This window comes from Ruegeria sp. (assembly GCF_965199275.1).
In the GTDB taxonomy this organism is placed as follows: Bacteria; Pseudomonadota; Alphaproteobacteria; order Rhodobacterales; family Rhodobacteraceae; genus Ruegeria.
In genome coordinates this window covers 45,679-64,076 of the sequence record NZ_CBDAQX010000013.1, presented here as the reverse complement: position 1 = coordinate 64,076, position 18,398 = coordinate 45,679, and the positions used below count along the sequence as shown (strand labels likewise).

Genomic DNA, 18,398 nt, shown 5'->3' with positions numbered 1-18,398 from the left:
TCTGACCTTAAACATGGGGCGGTCCGGCACTAGAACGCCGGACCGTTCGTTCTCAATTGTTTTCGTGCCATCCCATTCGAAACCTCCTAACCTGCTTCGAGAGGTGTTGAGCTAGGAGCAGGCCGTGACAGATACCTTCCAAAGAGTTGCTGATTTCACCGTTGGTATAACACCCGAGGATATCCCCGATGCAACACTGAGCGCTGCCGCGTTGATGCTGCTGGACACGCTGGGCATTACGATTGCGTCGGGTCCTATGGCTGCTGGCAGTATCGCCCGAGAAACCGCTTTTGCGCTCTATAGGGCAGGTGATCCGGCGCTCAGCGCGCGGATGTTGTTTGATGGCCGCCAGGTCAGTGCTGCCGGGTCTGCCTATGCCGCTGCGACGCAGACTGACAATCTGGATGGGCATGACGGTTACAACCCGACCAAAGGGCATATTGGTGTCGCTGTCGTGCCGGCGCTTTGCGCGCTGGCGGAAACGGTACCGGATTTCTCGGGCCCCGAAGCTCTGACCGCTGTCACCATCGGATATGAGGTCGCCGGACGCGCCGGGATTTCTCTGCATGATACGGTCAGCGACTATCACACGTCAGGGGCATGGAACGCTTTGGGCGTCGTCGCCGTCGCGGCTCGGATGCGTGGGTTGGGAGTGGACCAATTGCGGCAGGCCATGGGCATTGCCGAATATCACGGCCCCCGCAGCCAGATGATGCGCGAGATCGCGAACCCCACCATGCTGCATGACGGATCAGGCTGGGGGGCTTTGGTCGGTGTGTCTTCGGCCGTTTTGGCCAAGAAAGGCTTTACCGGCGCGCCCGCAATCACAATTGAAGCCGAAGAGGTCATGAGCCACTGGCAGGACCTTGGCCAGTTTTGGCAGATGCAGCATCAATATGTGAAACCTTACCCGATCTGCCGTTGGGCACACGCTGCGATCGACGCTGTCCGTCAGCTCATGCGCGACCATGACCTGAGCCATGAAGACATCGCCTCGGTGCAGGTCAATACCTTCCGCGAGAGCGCCTGCTTGTTTCAGGGCATGCCCGACGACACCTCAAAGGCGCAGTATTCGCTGCCATTCGCGGTGGCGGTGATGATGGCCTATGGGCGGATCGGAGTTGAGCATATCTCGGGTGCGGGTCTGTCTGATCCGTTGGTGGCGTCTTTGTTGGAACGTATCTCTGTTGCCGAAGACGAGCGCCATTCGGCTCGGTTCCCCGAGTGCCGTATCGCCGATGTCACGATCCGCTTGCACGACGGGCGAGTGCTGGAAACTGGCGATGTCCATGCGCGCGGCGGCCCCGAGGCTCCTATGGATCAGGCCGAAGTGGTCGCGAAATTCATGGAGTTTGCAACGCCTTCGCTCGGCGAAACAAGAGCCTCCACCATACGCGACGCCATACTGGGGCTGAGAGATCCGGCATCGGCTTTCTCGGATCTTGGCGCGTTGATCTATGACGCTCCGTGCGGGTCCTAGCCCCTCCTGACTTCCGACATTTTTTCGTATAAGTCATTGATATTATTATGCCTTGGTTGCCAAAAGGCACTACACGGACTTTTTTCGCCAGCGATTGTTTCGGAGTGTTGAGGGAGCTCAGGCTTTGGTCTGGCCAGTTTTTCGGGTGCGCCCGGGGGGTATCTTGAAAGGGGCTTCGTTCCAGGTCAGGCCGACGCAGGTGAGGATGCGTCTGGCATCGACCGTGGCATGGCTTGGCATGCCGTAGCGGTCAGGGGTGCCTTTGTGGCGCAGGATCGAGAGCTGCAATGCGTTCAACTCGTTGCGGATACGAGCCGGGCTCATCGGGTGTCCGAGCAGGTCCAGATGCTTGCGCAGGTGCTGCAGGCAGCAGAAGGCCATGTAGCAGATGGCGATATGGGCCCGGACCCGACGCGGCGACCAGTGATAGATGGGCCGGATTTTCAGATCGTGCTTGTTGGTGCGGAAGCAGGCTTCGATCTCCCACAACTGGTGATAGCGGGCAATGACGTCCTGTGCCTCCAGTTCGTCCGCACCATGAACAACAATGGCATGCAGCCCGTCCCATTGTGCCGCTGCCTTGATCTTTGCATCATCCAGCGTGACGTCCCCGCTGTCGGGGAAGGCCAGGAAGCGGCCATATCCCCGGCTGCTGAAGCTGCCGGGTTTGCGAGAGCGCTTGAGCTTCTTGTGCAGCTTTTCGATTGCCTTGTCGCGCTTGTGGGCATCATTGCGTGCCCGGGTGGGTGACCAGGTCACAATGACCCGCGCTCCCTCCTGGTCGATCACCTTGTACCAGCCCTTCTCGGTTGCCTCTTCAGAACCGTGTCCAGCCCAAGGCTGGCGTCCCTCCGGGCTCAAAATGTTCGCCTTCACGGCGGCCGGGGCGGACTTCATGCGATAGCCGAGGATGTAGGGCAGACCCTTGTTCTGCAACATCTGCTGGTTGTCCTTGCTGAGCATGGCGGCATCGGCCACGAACGTGACCCTGGCCACGTCGAAGCGTCCCTCCAACGCCTTCAGCGCAGCTTCCAGCGTATGACCTTCCCAGGTGTTTCCCGGGAAGAGTTCATAGCCCACAGGCAGCCCATCGGAGGTGACGATCAGCGCCAGCATGACCTGAGCGCGGTGATGCTTGCCATCCTTGCTGAAGCCCTTGGCCAGAAGATGATCCTGCTCGACCCCGTCCGCATCCTCGGCCGGGTCCTCGCGCTCGGTGTCAAAGGCCAGGGTCGTGCAATCGTAGAACAGCACGGTCACTGGCCCGCCCAGCAACTTCTCTGCCGCCGCGTGAGAGGTTTTGCAAATCCCGTCTATCACCGGCGTATTGATGTAATCCATGCTCCGATAGACCACGTCCAGATTGAGCGTGATGCCTGCCTGGTTCTCCAACGCCTCCACGGTCGCGCGCTTGCTCTCGGGCTGTGCGATCCGCGCCATAACCAGCTCTTTCACAATGCGATTGGCACTTTTACGCGCCGCCCCCAGAAGGGCCCCCCAACCCAGTTGGTCATACATCGTCCCCATGACATCCCGCAGACCCAGAGAGACCCGCGCCTCCTCACGGCACTCGGCAAGATCAACGCCAAGCTTGTCCGGCCGCGGAGCGCGGCGCACCAGCGCCTGCAGATCGGCATATTCCGTGGGCGTGAACAGTTCCATTTGCGGCGAGCGATCAATGCGTAATTGCTCCATCAAGCGGCCCGCCAGACGCTTGATATCCTCAATCTCGCTGTCGTTATGGGCCACACCCACATGGCGCAGGATCTTCTGGCGTACCTTGGAGCCGGTGCGGACGGATTCAACGATCTGGATCCGTGTGCGGTTGAGCTTTGCGTCATGTTTGGTGCGGATGAACATGGGCGAAGAGGTTAGCCATCTGAAGGCCCATGTCAATACTTTTTATAATAATGGGGCACTACAACGCGCCTCTGAGCAACCACACCTGAAAACAAACCAAAAACCCAGTCAGATCAACAAAAAGGTCGGAAGTCAGGAAACAAGAGCCTCCACCATACGCGACGCCATACTGGGGCTGAGAGATCCGGCATCGGCTTTCTCGGATCTTGGCGCGTTGATCTATGACGCTCCGTGCGGGTCCTAGCCCCTCAAATACAGTCGAACAATCGCCCCGGTAACCCCTGATGCCGTGGTAGCCCGAGTTCGCGCAGCAAGCAGAACATCATCGCCTGGTTGGACGTTACAACGGGTTTGTCTAGCGTGGATTCAATCAGTTCGATGGCCTCGACGGACCGCATATCGGTGCAACTCAGAACAATCGCCTCGGCCTGCGGGTGGTCGGCCTGGCAGGCGAGGTCGAAGACTTCGTCCGGGGTCAATTCTCCCTGACCGTAGTTGCCCAGTTCCCGGCCCACATCGGCGAATTTGACCGTTTCGACCCCATTTTGGGCCATGAACGCGATGGCCTGCGTATTGATCTCGCCCAGATAGGGCGACGAAAAGCCGACTTTGCGAGCCCCCAACGCCTGAATGCCTGCGATCAGAGCACTGGCCGCTGTGACTGATTTGGCATTGGCACCGGATTTGATCTGTTCGGCCAACTCGGCGTCGAAGGATGGGCCATGGGTCAGCGTGGCTGAGGTGCAGCCGTAAAGAACGATGTCGGGCCGCACACCGGAGATCATCCGCAAATCATGGCTGATATCCGAAGCGCCCAAACCGGCCATCTGATCTGAGCCGGGGATTTCGTCCACGTCATACCCGCCCATGCGCTGGAAATGCAGTGTGGTGTTGGGCGGGCGCATCAACGCCAGATCCGGCTCCAGATTTGTGTTGGTGAAAGGCACCAGAACGCCGATCTTGGCTGCAGTTCGGGTCTCGGTCATGACAGCACTCCTTCCAACACGTCGCGGGCGCGTTTCATGACGCCCGGCGCGCAAATCGTGGCGCGCAAGCAATCGCCAAGGCCATAGCCGCCCATCCCGCGCATCAGCAAGTTTTCTGCGCGCAAAGCGGCATCGGCCCGCTGCGCTTGATCAACTGAGGCAAAACGCAGCAAGACGAAGTTTGTGTGGCTTTGCGGGACGGTTAACCCCAGAGCGCGGCCGTTTTCGGTGAACGCGTCGCGGATGTTGGCAGTTTTTGCCACAACCTCTCGCATATGCGTCTGATCACGCATTGCAGCGGCAGCTGCAGCCTGCGAGGGGATCGAGACATTGTTTGGGTTTAACAGCTTGCGCAATTCTGCTCCGATCTCGGGTGGAGCATAGGCCCACCCGACCCGCGCGCCTGCCAGCCCATAGGCTTTGGAAAACGTCCGGGTGATGACCGTATCGCCGCGCTGAATCATAGCGAATACCTCCGCCGGATCATGTTCGGCATCCGAGAATTCGGCGTAGGCTTGATCGACGACCAGCAGAACTTTCTTGGGAAGGCTGGTCCGCAGGCGCACGATCTCAGCGTTTGGGATCACCGTTCCAGTCGGGTTGCCCGGATTGCAGACGAAGACTATGCGGGTTTTTGGGGTGACTGCGCTCAGAATGTCATCCACCGAAACAGTCAAGTCGACCTCACGCGCCTTGACATAGTCCGCCTGCACCTGCACGGCTGCCGAGGCGACAAAGGCGTAGCCGTAGTCTGTACCCAGCACGCGGTCCCCTTGCCCGGCATAGGCGCGGATTAGGCAACCGATCAGCTCCATCGATCCCGCGCCGCAAAAGATGTTGCTCGGGTCCAGCCCATGCACTTCGGCTATCGCTAAACGCAGGTCCGGCCATTCCGGATCAGGATAGAGCGGCATGTCGGCCATCGCGGCCTGTCCGGCGGCAATGGCGTTAGGGCTGGCAGGAAAAGCGCTTTCGTTTTGGGCCAGTGAAATCGTCTTAGGACCGCCAAGATCGGCCAGCGCATAGGCGGCTATAGCGCCAACATGAGGGATAGGCCGGATCATGCGGCACCTCCGTAGGATTTAGCACCCTCGGCGCTGATCAAACCGCGTTTGAGGTCCAGCGCAAGTGCGTCAGGGGCGCGATCCACGGGGTCGCCGAAGCCGCCCCCTCCGGGGGTTTCAAAGATCAGGTAGTTGCCGTCTTCAACCCGAAGCTCGCCCTTGCCGGGGATGTCAGCGTCGCTGTCGCGGAACCGAATACGCCCGGGTGCTCCGGGTTGGCCGCCCATCCGTCCAAGCGCAGGGAATTTCAGACGCTCGACCGAGAGGAAGACGATGAAGGGTGCGCCGTTGGCAGAGGTCATCTCGATCCGTTGCCCCAACCCGCCGCGGTACTTGCCCGCACCGCCCGAGTCGGGTCTCAATTCGCGCCTCCAGATTGTGACGGGGGCGACGCTTTCGGTGATCTCCACCTGGCTGCCGAACACGCCGGAAGGGTAGGCCGTTGCCGACAACCCGTCCGCATGAGGCCGCGCGCCCGTGCCGCCGTTATGCACGGGCTCAACCGCGAACTCGCGGCCTCCGTCACGGGCGACCTCGGGCGCGTGGCGCATGGGCAGGTCGAACATGCAGGATGCGCCCTCGGCCGGGACCTGATCGGGCAGGGCCTGATGTAGGCAGCCCAGTACCAAATCAGGGGTCACCTGACCCAGCGTATGACGCATCGCCACGGGCACGGGCCGCTGCGCATTCAGGATACATCCCTTGGGGCCGTCGACAGTGAATGGCTCCAGAGAGCCTGCATTGTTGGGAATGTCCGACCCGACAATGCAGCGCAGGGCAAAAACGGTATAGGCAGTGGCATAATTCAGCGGCACGTTGATGCCCTTGCGCGAACAGCCGGAGGTGCCAGTGAAATCCACATGCATCCCATCGGCGCTGACGGTCAGGGTGGCGTGCAGTTCCAACTCATTCTCGTAGCCGTCCATCTTCAGGACGTTCTTGTAGACGCCAGCAGGCACCTCGGCGATGGCGGCCAGAGTGCCCCGGCGTGAGGTCTCGATGATGTAGGCCCCCAGCGCGTCCAGATCGGCGATACCGAATTCCTCCATCATCGACACCAGCCGGTTCACTCCGGCCTCGCAGCAGGCGATCAGGGCGTAGATGTCGCCCTCATTGGCCACGGGTTCACGACTGTTGGCGCGGATGATGTCCAGCAGCAGGGCGTTCGGCGTGCCTTCCTCTACCAGTTTGCAGGGCGGTATCAGCAGGCCCTCGTCGTATATGTCCGACCCTTCGGGCCCCATGCCCACCCCACCCAGGTCAACCAGATGCGAGGTGCAGGAAGTGAAGCCGACGACCTTGCCATCCTTGAACGCGGGCATCATCAAAAGGAAGTCGTTCAAGTGACCCGAGGCGAGCCAGGGATCGTTGGTCATATAGATGTCGCCAGGTTTCATCGTCTGAACCGGGAAGGCGGTGCGCAAGTGCTGAACGGCTTCGGCCATGGTGTTGATATGGCCCGGCGTGCCGGTCACGGCCTGCGCCAGCATCCGGCCGTTCGCGTCGAAAATCCCAGCAGAGATGTCGCCGCATTCGCGTACAATCGGGCTGAAGGCAGCGCGGATCAAGGTTTGGCCCTGTTCTTCGACAACAGCCAGCAGCCGGTTCCACATCACTTGTAGTCGGGCAGAGGTCATTGCGTGCCTCCTTTCTGGTCGCGGATCAGGACGAGGTTTCCAATGGCGTCCACATGGGCCGAGAAATCGGCTGAGACGAGCGTTGTCGTCTGTGGTTCATGGATCAGCGCGGGGCCGTAGATGCGGTCGCCGGGGTTGAGATTGGCTCGGGCCACAAAACCAGCATGTTTCGTCTGCCCGTCTACATCACAAATGATTGGTCGGGTTTCTGAAGGCGTCATCGTGGTCACCGCCGGGGTGGCAAGCAGTTCGGGAACGACAGCGTCCGGGGTCGCAATCTGCACGGCCCAGTTCAGTATCTCGATCTGCATGCCCGGAACAGGGCGCGAGAATTGCTTGCGGTACTCCGTTTCAAACGCTTCGGTCAGCGGGGCGAGGTCTTCGGGGGTAAGTATGCGGTCGGGCAGCGAAATCTCAATCTCATGCCCCTGACCGCTGTAGCGCATGAAGGCTGAGCGTCGGATTTCGGTCGGTGCATCTCCGGCACCTTGGGCAACAACGGCGCTGGCCTCAGAGATCATATCGTCAAAAAGGCCGTTGATCGCCGTGAAATCCAATGTACCCAGGAGAGAATAGTGCGAGCGCACGATCTCAAACGACACGGGTGCGAACAGAAAGCCCACGGCTGAGCCAACACCGGGATTTGGAGGCACCACGATGCGGCTGACACCCGCAGATCGGGCCACACGGCCGGCATGGAGAGGGCCGTTGCCGCCAAAAGCGATCATGGTGCGAGGCCCGAGGTTCTTGCCCGACTCCACCGCGTGCATCCGCCCGGCGCTGGCCATGCTTTCATCCACGATGCGGCTGACCCCATCAGCGGCGCCTGTCGCGTTGGTTTCAAGCGCTGTGCCGATTACGCTTTGCAACGCGCCGTTTGACGCCTCAGGGTCAATCTTGATGAACCCTTCGGCAAACGTGTCGGGCACGATGTAGCCCAGAGTGATGTCACTGTCGGTCACAGTTGGCTCGGTTCCGCCGCGCCCAAAAGCCACCGGGCCAGGCTCCGAGCCTGCCGATTTTGGCCCAACGGTCAGACGGCCCAACCGGTCCACCCCGGCGATGGAACCTCCGCCGGCGCCGATTTCGATCATCTCGATCACGGGGATACGCACCGGCATGCCCGAGCCCTTGATGAACCGCGCCGCCCGCGCGATTTCAAACTGGCGCGATGTTTGGGGTCGGGCGTTGTCGATCAGGCAGAGCTTGGCAGTCGTGCCACCCATGTCGAAGGACAAAACCTGATCCAACCCGGCCCGAGCGGCGATGTGCGCGGCGAGAATAGCCCCTCCGGCAGGGCCACTTTCGACTAGCCGGATCGGGAAACGCATGGCCGTCTGCACAGTACACATCCCGCCACCTGCGGTCATCATCAGGATCGGGCAGGTGACCCCTTCGGCTTCGAATTTTTCGACGAAGCGGGTCAGATAGGTCTCCATCAACGGTTGGATATAGGCGTTGGCAACCGTAGTGCAGAGCCGGTCAAACTCGCGCGCCTCGGGGCTGACATCGGATGAGATCGACACGGTCAGATCGGGGCGTCGTTCGGCAAGAGCATCGCGCAGCCGACGCTCATGAGTGGGGTTCGCGTAGGAATGCATGAGGCAGATCGCAACCGCATCCGCCCCGCTGGCGTCGATTTCAGCCACAAGCGCGTCAATAGCGCCTTCTTCCAGTTCGATCAGAACCTCACCGGTCGCGGACGTTCGCTCGCGAACGGTCAGAGAGCGTTCACGCGGGACAAGAAGATCGGGCTTTTCTAGGTTGATATCGTATTGCGCATAGCGCCGTTCGTAGGCGATTTCGAGGATATCGCGGAACCCTTCAGTCGCGATGGTTGCCACGGTGGCCCCGCGCCGCTCGATCAGAGCGTTGGTGGCCAGTGTCGTGCCGTGGATGAAGCCAGTCACCTCGGCCAGGGACCGCCCCGCGCTTTGCACGACGCGCAGCGCCCCTTCCATCGCGCCCTCGGCCGGATTTTGGTGCGTGGTAAGGGTTTTGGTCGAGGCCAGTATCGTCTCATCGCCTGAAACGAGGACGGTATCGGTAAACGTGCCGCCAATATCTATGGCGAGGCGCAGAGCAGTTGTCATGGAGGAGTCCGTTGTCGTCTGTAACAGTTTGGGCATGGCGCCCGTTCGGCCTGTTACCGACGCGGTGCCACCAAGTTGCAGCCGGTGGCCCGGCGATCCATACGAGTTGGGATGCACTGACAAGTCATGGGGAATTGTCGGGCGGTTTTCACGTCACTGCTAGCGCATTTGCGACATCGCGGCATTCCAACGACGTAAAAACCTGAACTTAGCTGTAGAGCTTATCCCGACAGCCGCGCCAAATCCGCACTTAGCGCGCGGGCCTCGGAAATACTGCGCTGTAGGGCCTGCAATTGCGCCTCGGCAGTGGTGCCTTGGGGCTTTGCGTTCAGCACCCTGTCGATTCTGGCGGCTGTGGCGGGGTCTCCGCCGCCAATTGCATCGCGCTGTTGCAGGATTTTCAATTTCAGCTGCGCCAGTTCCGATTCCGAGGACCTGATCTGCGCGGCCAATGCGTCGTTGCGGGCCTGAGCTGTCGCCACATCGCCCTCGGCGGCTTCGATCCGGTCATCATAGGCTCCGGTCGCAATGCCGGATACTCCGGCGAAAAACCCTCCGTCCGCCGGGTCTGTCGTGGTTTGGCAGGCGGTCAAAAGAAGGCAAGGCAGAGCAATGCGTGTGATCATGTTCGGCTCTTTCACAGCGACGATGCCAGATCGCTGGCGATTCCGCGCATCTGCGAAATCTGGTTGGAAAGCGCCTGTAGATCACCGTCAATAGGCGAGGTGGTCTGGCGGCGCTTGATCGTCAGGCTGCGCGCCTCAGCAAATTCGGCCTGCCGTTTGGTTGCCCCGTCGATGGCCAGTTCCATCTGTTTCAGATTGCCATTGGCCTCGGTCAGTTCGCGTTGCAACTCGGCCTGATCCACGGTTCCCGCTGCGGCGCGGGCGTTCAGTGCGTCCAACTCAGCCTTTTGAGCCACCAGAACTTCGTTCATCACGTTCAACGTGGTCTGCATTTCGGCGGCGTTCCGGTCCAGATCGGATTTGATCTGACGCAACCGTCTTTCGCGCCCGGCATAGCTGCGCTGCACATAGGCCACATAAGTGCCTGCCAGAGCGCCAGCACCCAGTCCGAGGGCGACGCCTGTGCCTACGTCGTCAGAACCGCCCAGCCCAAAGCCGATCGCGCCACCCGCTACACCACCTGCAATCGCCCCTTGCAGGATTGTCTTTTGCAGGGCTGCCGCTTGTTTTGCCAGATCGGCCTCGGCCTGGCTTGAGCCAGCGCCTACGGATCTCAGCGTTTCCGGCTCGCTGCTGCCACCGCAGGCGGACAGAGTCAACGATGCCCCTAACGCGGCGGCGATCAGCCGGGTGGAATTAGATCTGCCAGCCATTGATAACTCCCTTTTTTACTGTCTTCTGCCTGCGCCACATGGCGCAGAAACAATGCGGCATCCTCGCTCAGGCGCGCGTGTGCTTGCCCGAGGTTACGCGAAGTCGCCGCAGCGTCAAAGAAATCTGCGCCTGGCTCGGATGGAAAGAACACCACGGCGCGTGTCAAAAGTTCATCGTAATAACTGCGGCTTTGATCCAACCGCCTTAGAATGACACCGCGTGAGCGATAGATGTCGTAGATATCATTGCGGGCCTGTTGCAGTACTGGCAGCGCGGCAGGGTCCGAGCGGGCGATCTCTTCGATCTGGCCCAAGGCATTTTCGGCAACGGCCAAAGTGCGTTCGACACTGCGCAGTGCAACGATATCGGTACGCAGGCTCTGCAATGTCGTGGCGGCCAGAAAGACCGAGACTTCGGCGGCGTCTTCAAACAGACGCTCTGGCGTTGCGGTTTCCTGCAGCGGCAAGCGACGGCGATACTGATCGAGGGCCGGTTCCAGGTTGCGGCTTGGCCCATCTGGCATCAGCCCAAGGGTGGAAAGGGCCGCGGCCAGCTTATCGGGTTCCGCGGCAGCCAGCGTTGCACTGATCGGCGCGGCTGGGGCGGTTTCGGTGTTCCTCAACAGCTCAATCCGGTCACGCGCGAAAGCGGCGAATAATCCATCGGGATAGGTTTGCAGATAGTCTTTAAAGTCAGCTTGATCGCTGCTTGCGGAAATGCTCCGCCAATGGGCCATATCGGCCTCAAAAGCGTCCGTGGGACTGGCCGAGGGCAAACCCGGCGCAAAACTATGCTCATCCAGAACGGATTCTTCGACCCATGGGATCTGACGACCTTCAGTGTCCAGAACCACTTGTTGACGCACCCGACCGAGCATCAGCCGCACATCCAGATCTGGCGTTGCAATATGATCCAGCAGGCTCGAGGTGAAGACACTGTTGTCGCCCAGCCCGTCATACGCCACGTTGCCGGGGTCAGTGGCATAGGCGATCAGTAGACCTGCACCGCCCCGGATGCGGACGAGACCCTGTTCGACCATCCCTCTCTCCGAGAACGGGTTATTGCGACAAGCGTCGAGCAGAAGGATGCCGACATCCGGCCCAGCCTTGGCAAGCACATCGCGCACGCGGTCGATGGTGATCGAACTTCGGCTGAGGGCGGTTAGGTCACTGCCCGAGAATTCGGTGCCGATCAGGTGGTTCTGACCGCCGATCTGAACCCCGTGACCGGCGTAAAAGAAGACAGCCATTTCAGCGCCTTGCGCCGCTTGCCCAAAGGCGTGGACGGCCCGATCCATCGAGGCTGCGTTCTGATCGGTGGCCTCGGTCACGGCAAAGCCAAGCTCGCGTAGCGCTGCGCCGAGGGCCTCAACATCGTTGACCGGGTTGCGCAAGGCCATATCCGGGGCGCGGTAGTCGGAATTTCCGATCAGCAAGGCCACACGATCAGCCGCCCGGGCCGAGCCTGTCGCCAGAACCAGACAGGACATTATGCAAACCAGCAAAAATCGGAACCGACTCATACCGTCACCTTAGCGCATGGGTTTTGGACTGCACAGACAGATTGGAGCTCTATAGCCTGCCCAGTCGATCCTCATCGTCCACAACGGTCAGCCGCGTATCCGGCCCGCTCCACCGCCAGAGGACGAGGTTGAGGTTTGCCGGTGTTGTCCCCGGCGCGAAGCTGCGCACAAGTAAGCCGACAAAACCGTCCTTGATTAATTGCGCGGCCAGGTCTTGCGTCGGAACTGCGCGACGGTCCAGCATGGCCGATCGCCAACCGGGATCGGCCAGCGCAGGCGCGGTCATTTCGTATTGGGCCAAGGCGGCCTCGTCTCGGGTGTCGAAGATCGGGCCTAAATCAGCGTGGTAAGACACCAGTATCGTCGGCTGCAAATCCCCGACCTGATTGGCCTCACGCAGGGCCGTGGCCGGGTCTGTCGCCGTGTAGAGCGCAGGTGTTCCCTTCGCGTTGAACCGGCCACCATATTTCTCGGCCCCACGACCCGAGAGAGGTTCGCGCGCGTAGACCGGGTTTAAGGCGCGAAAAAGCGGCCCGCGATACCAGCCCTCGTCAAGCGGCATCAGGCATAGACACCGGCATCGACGGCATCAATGTACTCCAACACCTGCTGCGCCTTGCCCTCCTGCACCAGCTGCATGGCGGTACGCCCGTCAAAGCCGGGCAGGGGTTCCGAGCGATACCAGGCATAGGCGATCAGATCCGAGCCAAAACGCGGTTGCACCTTGTTGAGAACTTCGACCAGTTCGCGCAGGCGACGTTGGGTCTTGTCCGATTGAATGCGCGTGCGGCGTTGCAGGGCATCCTTGCCCAACCCCACGGTCAAGGCGACCTCTTCGGCGGATGTACGCAGAGCCGCCGCGATTTTCCGAGGCTCAAACAGCCCCCCTTCGGCGAATTGAGCGATCTGCATGCTACCCTCCATTCCTGTTACTTTGACGGTATATAGCGTCACTATTGCTGATTTTCAAGGGTTCATACCGTTTTGCTGCGTCTCAAACCTCAGCAAACCCCTTGGCAGACGACATGATCCTCACCAACTTGGGACCACCCGTTGATTGACGACAGCCCGAGCGGCCCTTTTACCTGTTCGCAGCCTCGGGTATGAGGTCTCAAATGGTAAGAAAACAGCAGGAGCCCATCCATGTCGTTTCATCGCACCGCTTTTGCGGCATTGTTCGCGGCCGTGTTGCCAGCCGTCAGTTGGGCGCAATCAGAAAGCGCACCGTCTGAGGCGCTGTCCGTCGAATTGAACACGGCGCAGAATGTGGGCAACGCCTGCCGACTGACCTTTCTGGTGCAGAACAGAACTGGAGTCTCAATCGACAAGGCCGTGTTCGAGACCGTGATTTTCGATTCTGAAGGCGGTGTGGTTAGCCTGTCCCTGTTCGATTTCCGAGATCTTCCGGCGGATCGACCGCGCGTGCGGCAGTTTGATCTGCCTGGAAGGGATTGCGCACAGGTGGGCCGAGCCTTGATCAACGGTGCAAACACCTGCGTGGTCGACGGTGCGGATAGCACTATCTGTCGCGATAAGCTCAGCCTCAGCAGCCGGGTCAAAGTGGAGCTTTTGGGATGAACTTCTTGGGCACTTTGCGTGAAATTCTGGCGCTTGGCGGGCCGGTGGTTGGAATCTTGATTGTGATGTCGGTTCTGACGCTTTCGGTCACGCTGTATAAACTGTGGCAGTTCGCGGCTTGTGGTGTTGGTCGGCACACGGTTCTGTCCGAAGCTCTGGCCGCCTGGGATGCAGGGGATCGCGCCGCGGCGCGCACGCGGTTGAACGACAGCAGCAGCTACCTTGCGCCGATCGTTGGGGCCGCGATGGATGGGGTGGACGTCCCCGGCGTGGATGACCGTCTCGATGCCGAGGCAGGTCTTGCCCTTGCCGGGTTGGAGCGTGGCTTTCGACTGTTAGATACGGTGGCGCAGCTTGCCCCGCTGCTTGGATTGTTCGGAACGGTGCTTGGCATGATCAACGCGTTCCAGAGCCTGCAAACCGCTGGTTCCTCGGTGGACCCGTCGCTGCTGGCCGGTGGTATCTGGGTGGCCCTTGTGACAACGGCCGTAGGACTGGCGGTGGCGATGCCGACCTCGATGGTTCTGTCCTGGTTGGAAAGCCGCACATCGCGTGAGCGGGTGTTTGCGGACAAAGCGCTGCGGACCATTCTGGTGCCCGGTCACGCGCTGCAGGCAACGGCCGGGGCACAGAGCCCGCGCGCCGCCCCCGAACATGCGTAACACGGCGCCCTTTGTTAGACGCCCCTTGTCGATGACGCCGTTAATCGACGTCATCTTTCTGCTGCTGCTGTTCTTCATGCTCTCATCCACATTTTCGCGATTTGCTGAGATCGAATTAACGCAGGCCGCTGCTGGCAGTGGCGCGGGCACTGCGCCAGCAGACAGAGTGTTCTTGCAGCTTGGTCCGGATCGGTTGGTTCTGAACGGTGCCTCGATCACGTTGGATGATCTGCTGACACAAGTTGAGACCGGGCAGGTTCTGATCAGCCTCGACGCTGATACCTCGGCGCAGCGTCTTGTCGATGTATTGGTTCCTCTACGAGGTCGCGACGGGTTGACCGTCACGGTGTTGGAGTAGGCCGATGATCCGCCAGACCCCCCAACGCCGCAGACGCGACTCCACGATCCCGCTGATCAATGTGGTGTTCCTGATGCTGGTCTTCTTCCTGATCGCCGGCACCGTGGCCCCCCCTTTGGATCCCGATCTTGAGCTGGTCGACACCGCAGAGTTGGAGGGGCGCGAGCCGCCGGATGCGCTGGTCCTGCATGCGGACGGATCGCTCAGCTTTCGCGGTCAGGCCACGGATGCTGAAACCTACATGGCTGATCATTTGGGCGAAGAGGTCCGTATCGTGCCGGACCGAGCGGCCTCGGGCCCGCGTCTGATCGAGGTGACGGGTGCGCTACGGCGGGCTGGGGCGAAATCGGTCTTTCTGGTCACGCAACAGGCCATCGAATGATCCGAACCTCGGCCATCATTGCCGCCGTGGCCGTTCTGGTTTCGCTGCTGGTGCATATTTTGGGCCTGAGCATGACCACAGCCAGCTTGACCCATTCGCCAAGCGTTGTGGGCGATGACGAAGATGCGGTGACCCTCGGCACAGCCTTTGAGGATTTGGCCGAACAGGTGCCCGAGCCGATCGAGCCAGAAGAAGCGGAGGTGCCCGAACCTCCGCTCGAATCCTCGCCCGAGCCTGAAGAAGCGGAGATTCCGACAAGCGAAGCTCTGGTTGCTTCGCCCGATCCGCAAGAGCAGACCTTCGCGCCCGATACCGGCCCCTCCAATGGCGGTCAGGCCGAGGTGCCAGAGCCTGAGGTAACCGAATCCGTAGACCAGTCCGAGACGCAAACGGCAGCAAGTGATGAGGTCGACACAACGCCTCTGGCCGAGCCATCTGATGTCGTCGAAATACCGCAAGCCAGTGCCGCAGAGCCGGTCGAGCCGGTCGAAACGCTGGAGGCTGAGCAACTGGCCGCCTTGCCGCCCGTCGAGGTCGCGCCTGTGCCGCTGGAACAAGAGGCTGTTGAGCCGGAAATCGCGGTAGAGCCTGTGCCAGAGGAAGCCGAACCCGTGGAAGACAGCGAAGGAACCGAACAGGCGGTGGCAACTTCGCTTCGACCGCGCCTGCCCAATCGGACGCCCTCGGACGAGGTTAAACCTGCGCTGCCCGGTACGCGCAATTTCGACAACCTGAAATTCCCCGAACAAACCATTGAATCCCCACTGGCGGCCTATCAGCGCGAAGGGATTGACGCGTTCACCCGCAATGACCGGGGCAACCAGTCTGGCGGGCGAGGGCCGGGCAATTCCACCACGACCAACTATGCCGGCCAAGTTCTGGTGCATCTGAACCGCGCGCCACAGGTCTACGCTCCGGTTCGCGGCTATGCGCAGGTGTTCTTTCAGATCGACCCGGATGGCTCATTGGCCTGGGTCGAAGTCATCACCAGCTCGGGCTCGGACCAGGTGGATCGGGCTGCGAAGGAGCAGGTCAGGGGGGCCGCACCGTTCCCGCCGCCGCCCGGTGGCGTCAGCCGCAAACTGTCCTTTTACTACCAGAACGGCTGAGCCTAGCGCGGTCCGCGCCGTTACTGCGCACCGCCATCTTTGCGCATTGTCAGGCCAATCCGTTTGCGTGGGACGTCAACCTCGACCACACGCACTTTTACGACCTGACCGGTTTTGACCACCTCATGCGGGTCCTTGACGAACCGATCCGCCACTTGGCTGACATGGACCAACCCGTCCTGATGAACGCCGATATCAACGAAGGCCCCGAAAGCGGCTACATTGGTTACCGTTCCCTCCAGCAGCATGCCAGGTTTGAGGTCGGTGATCTCTTCTATGCCGTCCCGGAACGAGGCGGTGACGAAGCTGGGGCGCGGGTCACGGCCCGGTTTTTCAAGCTCGGCAAAGATATCGCGCACGGTTGGCAGGCCGAAGGTCTCATTGGCGAATTGTTCAGCCCGCAAGCCCTTCAGCGCCCCGTCATGTCCCATGATCTGCCGGATGTCCCGACCGCAGGCAGCGATCACGCGGCGGGCGACGTCATAGGCTTCGGGGTGGACCGATGAGGCATCCAGCGGCTCCTCTCCTTCCCTGATGCGTAGAAATCCTGCGCATTGCTCAAAGGCGCGTGGGCCAAGGCGGTCGACCTTCAGCAAGTCTTTGCGGGACTGGAACGCACCATTGTGATCCCGGTGCTGCACGATGGCCTCGGCCAAACCGGGGCCAAGGCCCGACACATGCGACAGCAGCGGGGCCGAGGCGGTGTTCAGGTCGACACCGACCGCGTTAACCACATCCTCGATCACCGAGGCCAGCGACTGGGACAGGCGATGCTGGTCCACGTCATGCTGGTATTGTCCTACCCCGATGGATTTTGGTTCGATCTTCACCAACTCAGCCAAGGGGTCTTGCAAACGGCGCGCGATTGAGACCGCGCCGCGCAGGGATACGTCCAGATCCGGGAACTCTCGCGCGGCCAGCTCCGACGCGGAATAGACCGAGGCCCCAGCCTCGGACACGACGGTTTTGGTGGGGGCTTTGACCGATTTGGGCAGCAGGCTGAGTATGTCGGCGACCATTCGTTCGGTTTCACGGCTCGCGGTGCCGTTGCCGATGGCGATCAGCTCGATCTCATGGGCCGAGATCAGGTTCAGGATCGCCGCCTGCGCCCCGCGCAGATCGTTTTTCGGCTGAAACGGATAGAGCGTATCCGTTGCCACCACCTTGCCGGTCGCATCTACCACGGCGGCCTTGACGCCGGTTCGAATGCCCGGATCCAGACCCAGCGTGGGACGTGCGCCCGCCGGGGCCGCAAACAAAACATCCTTGAGGTTGCGCGAGAACACCTGAATCGCCTCATCCTGCGCCCGGTTGCGCAGGTCGGCCATCAGTTCGACCATCATCGACAGGGACAGCTTGACCCGCCAGGTCCAGCCCGCAACCTTGCGCAACCATTTGTCGCCGGGGCCATCGCCACGGGTCTGCAGATGTGAGGCAACAATTGCCTCGGCCCGGGCCGCGCCGGCCTCGGGCTCGGGGGCGATATCCAGCGTGACAATCCCCTCTTTTGAGGCCCGCAACATGGCCAATGCCCGGTGCGAGGGGGCAGTCGCCCAAAGCTCAGCATGGTCAAAGTAGTCGCTGAACTTCGCGCCCTCTTTTTCTTTGCCCTCAACGAGTTTTGACGACAATAGCGCCTCTTGCTGCATGAATTTGCGAAGTTCACCCAGCAGAAGGGCGTTTTCCGTCAGCCGCTCGGTCACGATGTCACGGGCGCCGTTCAGTGCGTCCTTGGTCGTTTCGACAGCCTCGGACAGATAGCCCTGAGCAAGGGTTTCCGGGTCGGCATTGCGGTCGGCCAGAATAGCGTCGGCCAGCGGCTCCAGCCCGTTTTCGCGGGCGATCATCGCCTTGGTGCGCCGCTTGGGTTTGTAGGGCAGGTAGATATCTTCCAACTGCGCCTTGGTCTCGGCCCCGGCGATGGATTTCGCCAGATCATCCGACAGCTTGCCCTGATCCTTGATCGACGTCAGGATTGTCTGCCGCCGAGCCTCCAGCTCTCGCAGATAGGTCAGCCGGTCCGAGAGGGTTCGAAGCTGCGTATCGTCCAGCCCGCCCGTCGCCTCCTTGCGATAGCGGGCGACGAAGGGCACGGTCGCGCCTTCGTCCAGCAACCTTACGGCGGCTGAAACCTGATCCGCGCGCGCGTTGATTTCGGTGGCGATTGTGCGGGCGATACGGTCCAAGGGGGCCTTCTGATACTGGGTCGGAAGGACTTCTTAGACAGCGTTTTGGCAGAGGGGAAGAGGGTCAGCGCATCGGGGCAAGATTTCCTGAAACGGTCTGCCCCTTTGCCTGTGTTCGAGGCCCGGCCGCTGAGCCGGCCG

The 18,398-nt window shown here is 61.0% G+C and carries 18 protein-coding genes; 7 read left to right on the top strand and 11 right to left on the bottom strand.

All coding sequences use genetic code 11. The features are described 5' to 3' along the window. Positions 1 to 124: 124 nt before the first annotated feature. Positions 125 to 1,480: an MmgE/PrpD family protein gene (locus ACOERD_RS08440; protein WP_419738715.1), complete on the top strand. Its 1,356-nt coding sequence runs from the start codon at positions 125 to 127 to the stop codon at positions 1,478 to 1,480. A 117-nt stretch (positions 1,481 to 1,597) separates the two neighbouring features. On the opposite strand, the gene ACOERD_RS08435 is transcribed toward ACOERD_RS08440, so the two are convergent. After that, on the bottom strand, positions 1,598 to 3,340 hold the full coding sequence (locus tag ACOERD_RS08435; RefSeq protein ID WP_419737624.1) for an IS1634 family transposase: 1,743 nt from the start codon (positions 3,338 to 3,340) through the stop codon (positions 1,598 to 1,600). Between ACOERD_RS08435 and ACOERD_RS08430 the strand changes: the two genes are divergently transcribed. Beyond that, positions 3,333 to 3,584, top strand: a complete 252-nt coding sequence (locus ACOERD_RS08430; RefSeq protein WP_419738714.1) for a hypothetical protein — start codon at positions 3,333 to 3,335, stop codon at positions 3,582 to 3,584. The genes ACOERD_RS08435 and ACOERD_RS08430 overlap by 8 nt on opposite strands. Before the next feature lie 4 nt (positions 3,585 to 3,588). Here ACOERD_RS08430 and ACOERD_RS08425 read toward each other — a convergent pair whose 3' ends face one another. From ACOERD_RS08425 to ACOERD_RS08385, 9 genes are all read right to left on the bottom strand, one after another. Further along, on the bottom strand, positions 3,589 to 4,326 hold the full coding sequence (locus ACOERD_RS08425; protein ID WP_419738713.1) for an Asp/Glu racemase: 738 nt from the start codon (positions 4,324 to 4,326) through the stop codon (positions 3,589 to 3,591). Then, a complete protein-coding gene (locus ACOERD_RS08420) occupies positions 4,323 to 5,390 on the bottom strand; it encodes a pyridoxal phosphate-dependent aminotransferase (protein WP_419738712.1) in 1,068 nt (355 codons plus the stop codon). Before ACOERD_RS08420 ends, ACOERD_RS08425 begins: the two co-directional genes overlap by 4 nt. Then, on the bottom strand, positions 5,387 to 7,027 hold the full coding sequence (locus ACOERD_RS08415; RefSeq protein WP_419738711.1) for a hydantoinase B/oxoprolinase family protein: 1,641 nt from the start codon (positions 7,025 to 7,027) through the stop codon (positions 5,387 to 5,389). The genes ACOERD_RS08420 and ACOERD_RS08415 overlap by 4 nt, the downstream gene beginning before the upstream one ends. Then, positions 7,024 to 9,120 (bottom strand): hydantoinase/oxoprolinase family protein, encoded by a 2,097-nt coding sequence (locus tag ACOERD_RS08410; RefSeq protein ID WP_419738710.1) that lies wholly within the window; start codon positions 9,118 to 9,120, stop codon positions 7,024 to 7,026. Before ACOERD_RS08410 ends, ACOERD_RS08415 begins: the two co-directional genes overlap by 4 nt. A 221-nt stretch (positions 9,121 to 9,341) precedes the next feature. After that, on the bottom strand, positions 9,342 to 9,746 hold the full coding sequence (locus ACOERD_RS08405; protein WP_170467387.1) for a hypothetical protein: 405 nt from the start codon (positions 9,744 to 9,746) through the stop codon (positions 9,342 to 9,344). Positions 9,747 to 9,757: 11 nt separating this feature from the next. Continuing rightward, positions 9,758 to 10,459, bottom strand: coding sequence for a hypothetical protein (locus ACOERD_RS08400; RefSeq protein WP_419738709.1), 702 nt, complete (start codon positions 10,457 to 10,459; stop codon positions 9,758 to 9,760). After that, positions 10,429 to 11,949 carry a caspase family protein gene (locus ACOERD_RS08395; RefSeq protein WP_419738708.1) on the bottom strand — a complete coding sequence of 507 codons (1,521 nt, stop codon included), beginning with the start codon at positions 11,947 to 11,949 and terminating at the stop codon, positions 10,429 to 10,431. The genes ACOERD_RS08400 and ACOERD_RS08395 overlap by 31 nt, the downstream gene beginning before the upstream one ends. 82 nt (positions 11,950 to 12,031) lie before the next feature. Further along, positions 12,032 to 12,544 carry an RES family NAD+ phosphorylase gene (locus ACOERD_RS08390; protein WP_419738707.1) on the bottom strand — a complete coding sequence of 171 codons (513 nt, stop codon included), beginning with the start codon at positions 12,542 to 12,544 and terminating at the stop codon, positions 12,032 to 12,034. Next, positions 12,544 to 12,894 (bottom strand): MbcA/ParS/Xre antitoxin family protein, encoded by a 351-nt coding sequence (locus tag ACOERD_RS08385; RefSeq protein WP_170378480.1) that lies wholly within the window; start codon positions 12,892 to 12,894, stop codon positions 12,544 to 12,546. Before ACOERD_RS08385 ends, ACOERD_RS08390 begins: the two co-directional genes overlap by 1 nt. A 231-nt stretch (positions 12,895 to 13,125) precedes the next feature. Here ACOERD_RS08385 and ACOERD_RS08380 point away from each other — a divergent pair, with 231 nt between their 5' ends. The 5 genes from ACOERD_RS08380 to ACOERD_RS08360 are packed head-to-tail and all read left to right on the top strand — an operon-like array spanning position 13,126 to position 16,071. Further along, positions 13,126 to 13,560 (top strand): hypothetical protein, encoded by a 435-nt coding sequence (locus tag ACOERD_RS08380; RefSeq protein WP_170689076.1) that lies wholly within the window; start codon positions 13,126 to 13,128, stop codon positions 13,558 to 13,560. After that, complete coding sequence (locus tag ACOERD_RS08375; protein WP_419738706.1) at positions 13,557 to 14,222, top strand: MotA/TolQ/ExbB proton channel family protein; 666 nt, start codon at positions 13,557 to 13,559, stop codon at positions 14,220 to 14,222. The genes ACOERD_RS08380 and ACOERD_RS08375 overlap by 4 nt, the downstream gene beginning before the upstream one ends. Before the next feature lie 31 nt (positions 14,223 to 14,253). Beyond that, positions 14,254 to 14,580 (top strand): biopolymer transporter ExbD, encoded by a 327-nt coding sequence (locus tag ACOERD_RS08370; RefSeq protein WP_170378693.1) that lies wholly within the window; start codon positions 14,254 to 14,256, stop codon positions 14,578 to 14,580. A gap of 4 nt (positions 14,581 to 14,584) precedes the next feature. Beyond that, positions 14,585 to 14,962 (top strand): ExbD/TolR family protein, encoded by a 378-nt coding sequence (locus ACOERD_RS08365; protein ID WP_419738705.1) that lies wholly within the window; start codon positions 14,585 to 14,587, stop codon positions 14,960 to 14,962. Continuing rightward, the gene (locus tag ACOERD_RS08360) at positions 14,959 to 16,071 is read left to right on the top strand and encodes a TonB family protein (protein ID WP_419738704.1); all 1,113 of its coding nucleotides are present in this window, start codon (positions 14,959 to 14,961) and stop codon (positions 16,069 to 16,071) included. Before ACOERD_RS08365 ends, ACOERD_RS08360 begins: the two co-directional genes overlap by 4 nt. A 20-nt stretch (positions 16,072 to 16,091) precedes the next feature. Here ACOERD_RS08360 and ACOERD_RS08355 read toward each other — a convergent pair whose 3' ends face one another. Then, a complete protein-coding gene (locus tag ACOERD_RS08355) occupies positions 16,092 to 18,257 on the bottom strand; it encodes a Tex family protein (protein WP_419738703.1) in 2,166 nt (721 codons plus the stop codon). Positions 18,258 to 18,398 lie beyond the last annotated feature (141 nt).

What these genes read in the sequence shown, in the direction of transcription:
- ACOERD_RS08365 (WP_419738705.1), top strand. Translation starts at nt 14,585, where the DNA reads ATGATCCGCCAGACCCCCCAACGCCGCAGACGCGACTCCACGATCCCG.
- ACOERD_RS08375 (WP_419738706.1), top strand. Translation starts at nt 13,557, where the DNA reads ATGAACTTCTTGGGCACTTTGCGTGAAATTCTGGCGCTTGGCGGGCCG.
- ACOERD_RS08360 (WP_419738704.1), top strand. Translation starts at nt 14,959, where the DNA reads ATGATCCGAACCTCGGCCATCATTGCCGCCGTGGCCGTTCTGGTTTCG.
- ACOERD_RS08405 (WP_170467387.1), bottom strand. Translation starts at nt 9,746, where the DNA reads ATGATCACACGCATTGCTCTGCCTTGCCTTCTTTTGACCGCCTGCCAA.
- ACOERD_RS08385 (WP_170378480.1), bottom strand. Translation starts at nt 12,894, where the DNA reads ATGCAGATCGCTCAATTCGCCGAAGGGGGGCTGTTTGAGCCTCGGAAA.
- ACOERD_RS08380 (WP_170689076.1), top strand. Translation starts at nt 13,126, where the DNA reads ATGTCGTTTCATCGCACCGCTTTTGCGGCATTGTTCGCGGCCGTGTTG.
- ACOERD_RS08410 (WP_419738710.1), bottom strand. Translation starts at nt 9,120, where the DNA reads ATGACAACTGCTCTGCGCCTCGCCATAGATATTGGCGGCACGTTTACC.
- ACOERD_RS08415 (WP_419738711.1), bottom strand. Translation starts at nt 7,027, where the DNA reads ATGACCTCTGCCCGACTACAAGTGATGTGGAACCGGCTGCTGGCTGTT.
- ACOERD_RS08430 (WP_419738714.1), top strand. Translation starts at nt 3,333, where the DNA reads ATGAACATGGGCGAAGAGGTTAGCCATCTGAAGGCCCATGTCAATACT.
- ACOERD_RS08420 (WP_419738712.1), bottom strand. Translation starts at nt 5,390, where the DNA reads ATGATCCGGCCTATCCCTCATGTTGGCGCTATAGCCGCCTATGCGCTG.
- ACOERD_RS08370 (WP_170378693.1), top strand. Translation starts at nt 14,254, where the DNA reads ATGACGCCGTTAATCGACGTCATCTTTCTGCTGCTGCTGTTCTTCATG.
- ACOERD_RS08395 (WP_419738708.1), bottom strand. Translation starts at nt 11,949, where the DNA reads ATGTCCTGTCTGGTTCTGGCGACAGGCTCGGCCCGGGCGGCTGATCGT.
- ACOERD_RS08400 (WP_419738709.1), bottom strand. Translation starts at nt 10,459, where the DNA reads ATGGCTGGCAGATCTAATTCCACCCGGCTGATCGCCGCCGCGTTAGGG.
- ACOERD_RS08390 (WP_419738707.1), bottom strand. Translation starts at nt 12,544, where the DNA reads ATGCCGCTTGACGAGGGCTGGTATCGCGGGCCGCTTTTTCGCGCCTTA.
- ACOERD_RS08425 (WP_419738713.1), bottom strand. Translation starts at nt 4,326, where the DNA reads ATGACCGAGACCCGAACTGCAGCCAAGATCGGCGTTCTGGTGCCTTTC.
- ACOERD_RS08435 (WP_419737624.1), bottom strand. Translation starts at nt 3,340, where the DNA reads ATGTTCATCCGCACCAAACATGACGCAAAGCTCAACCGCACACGGATC.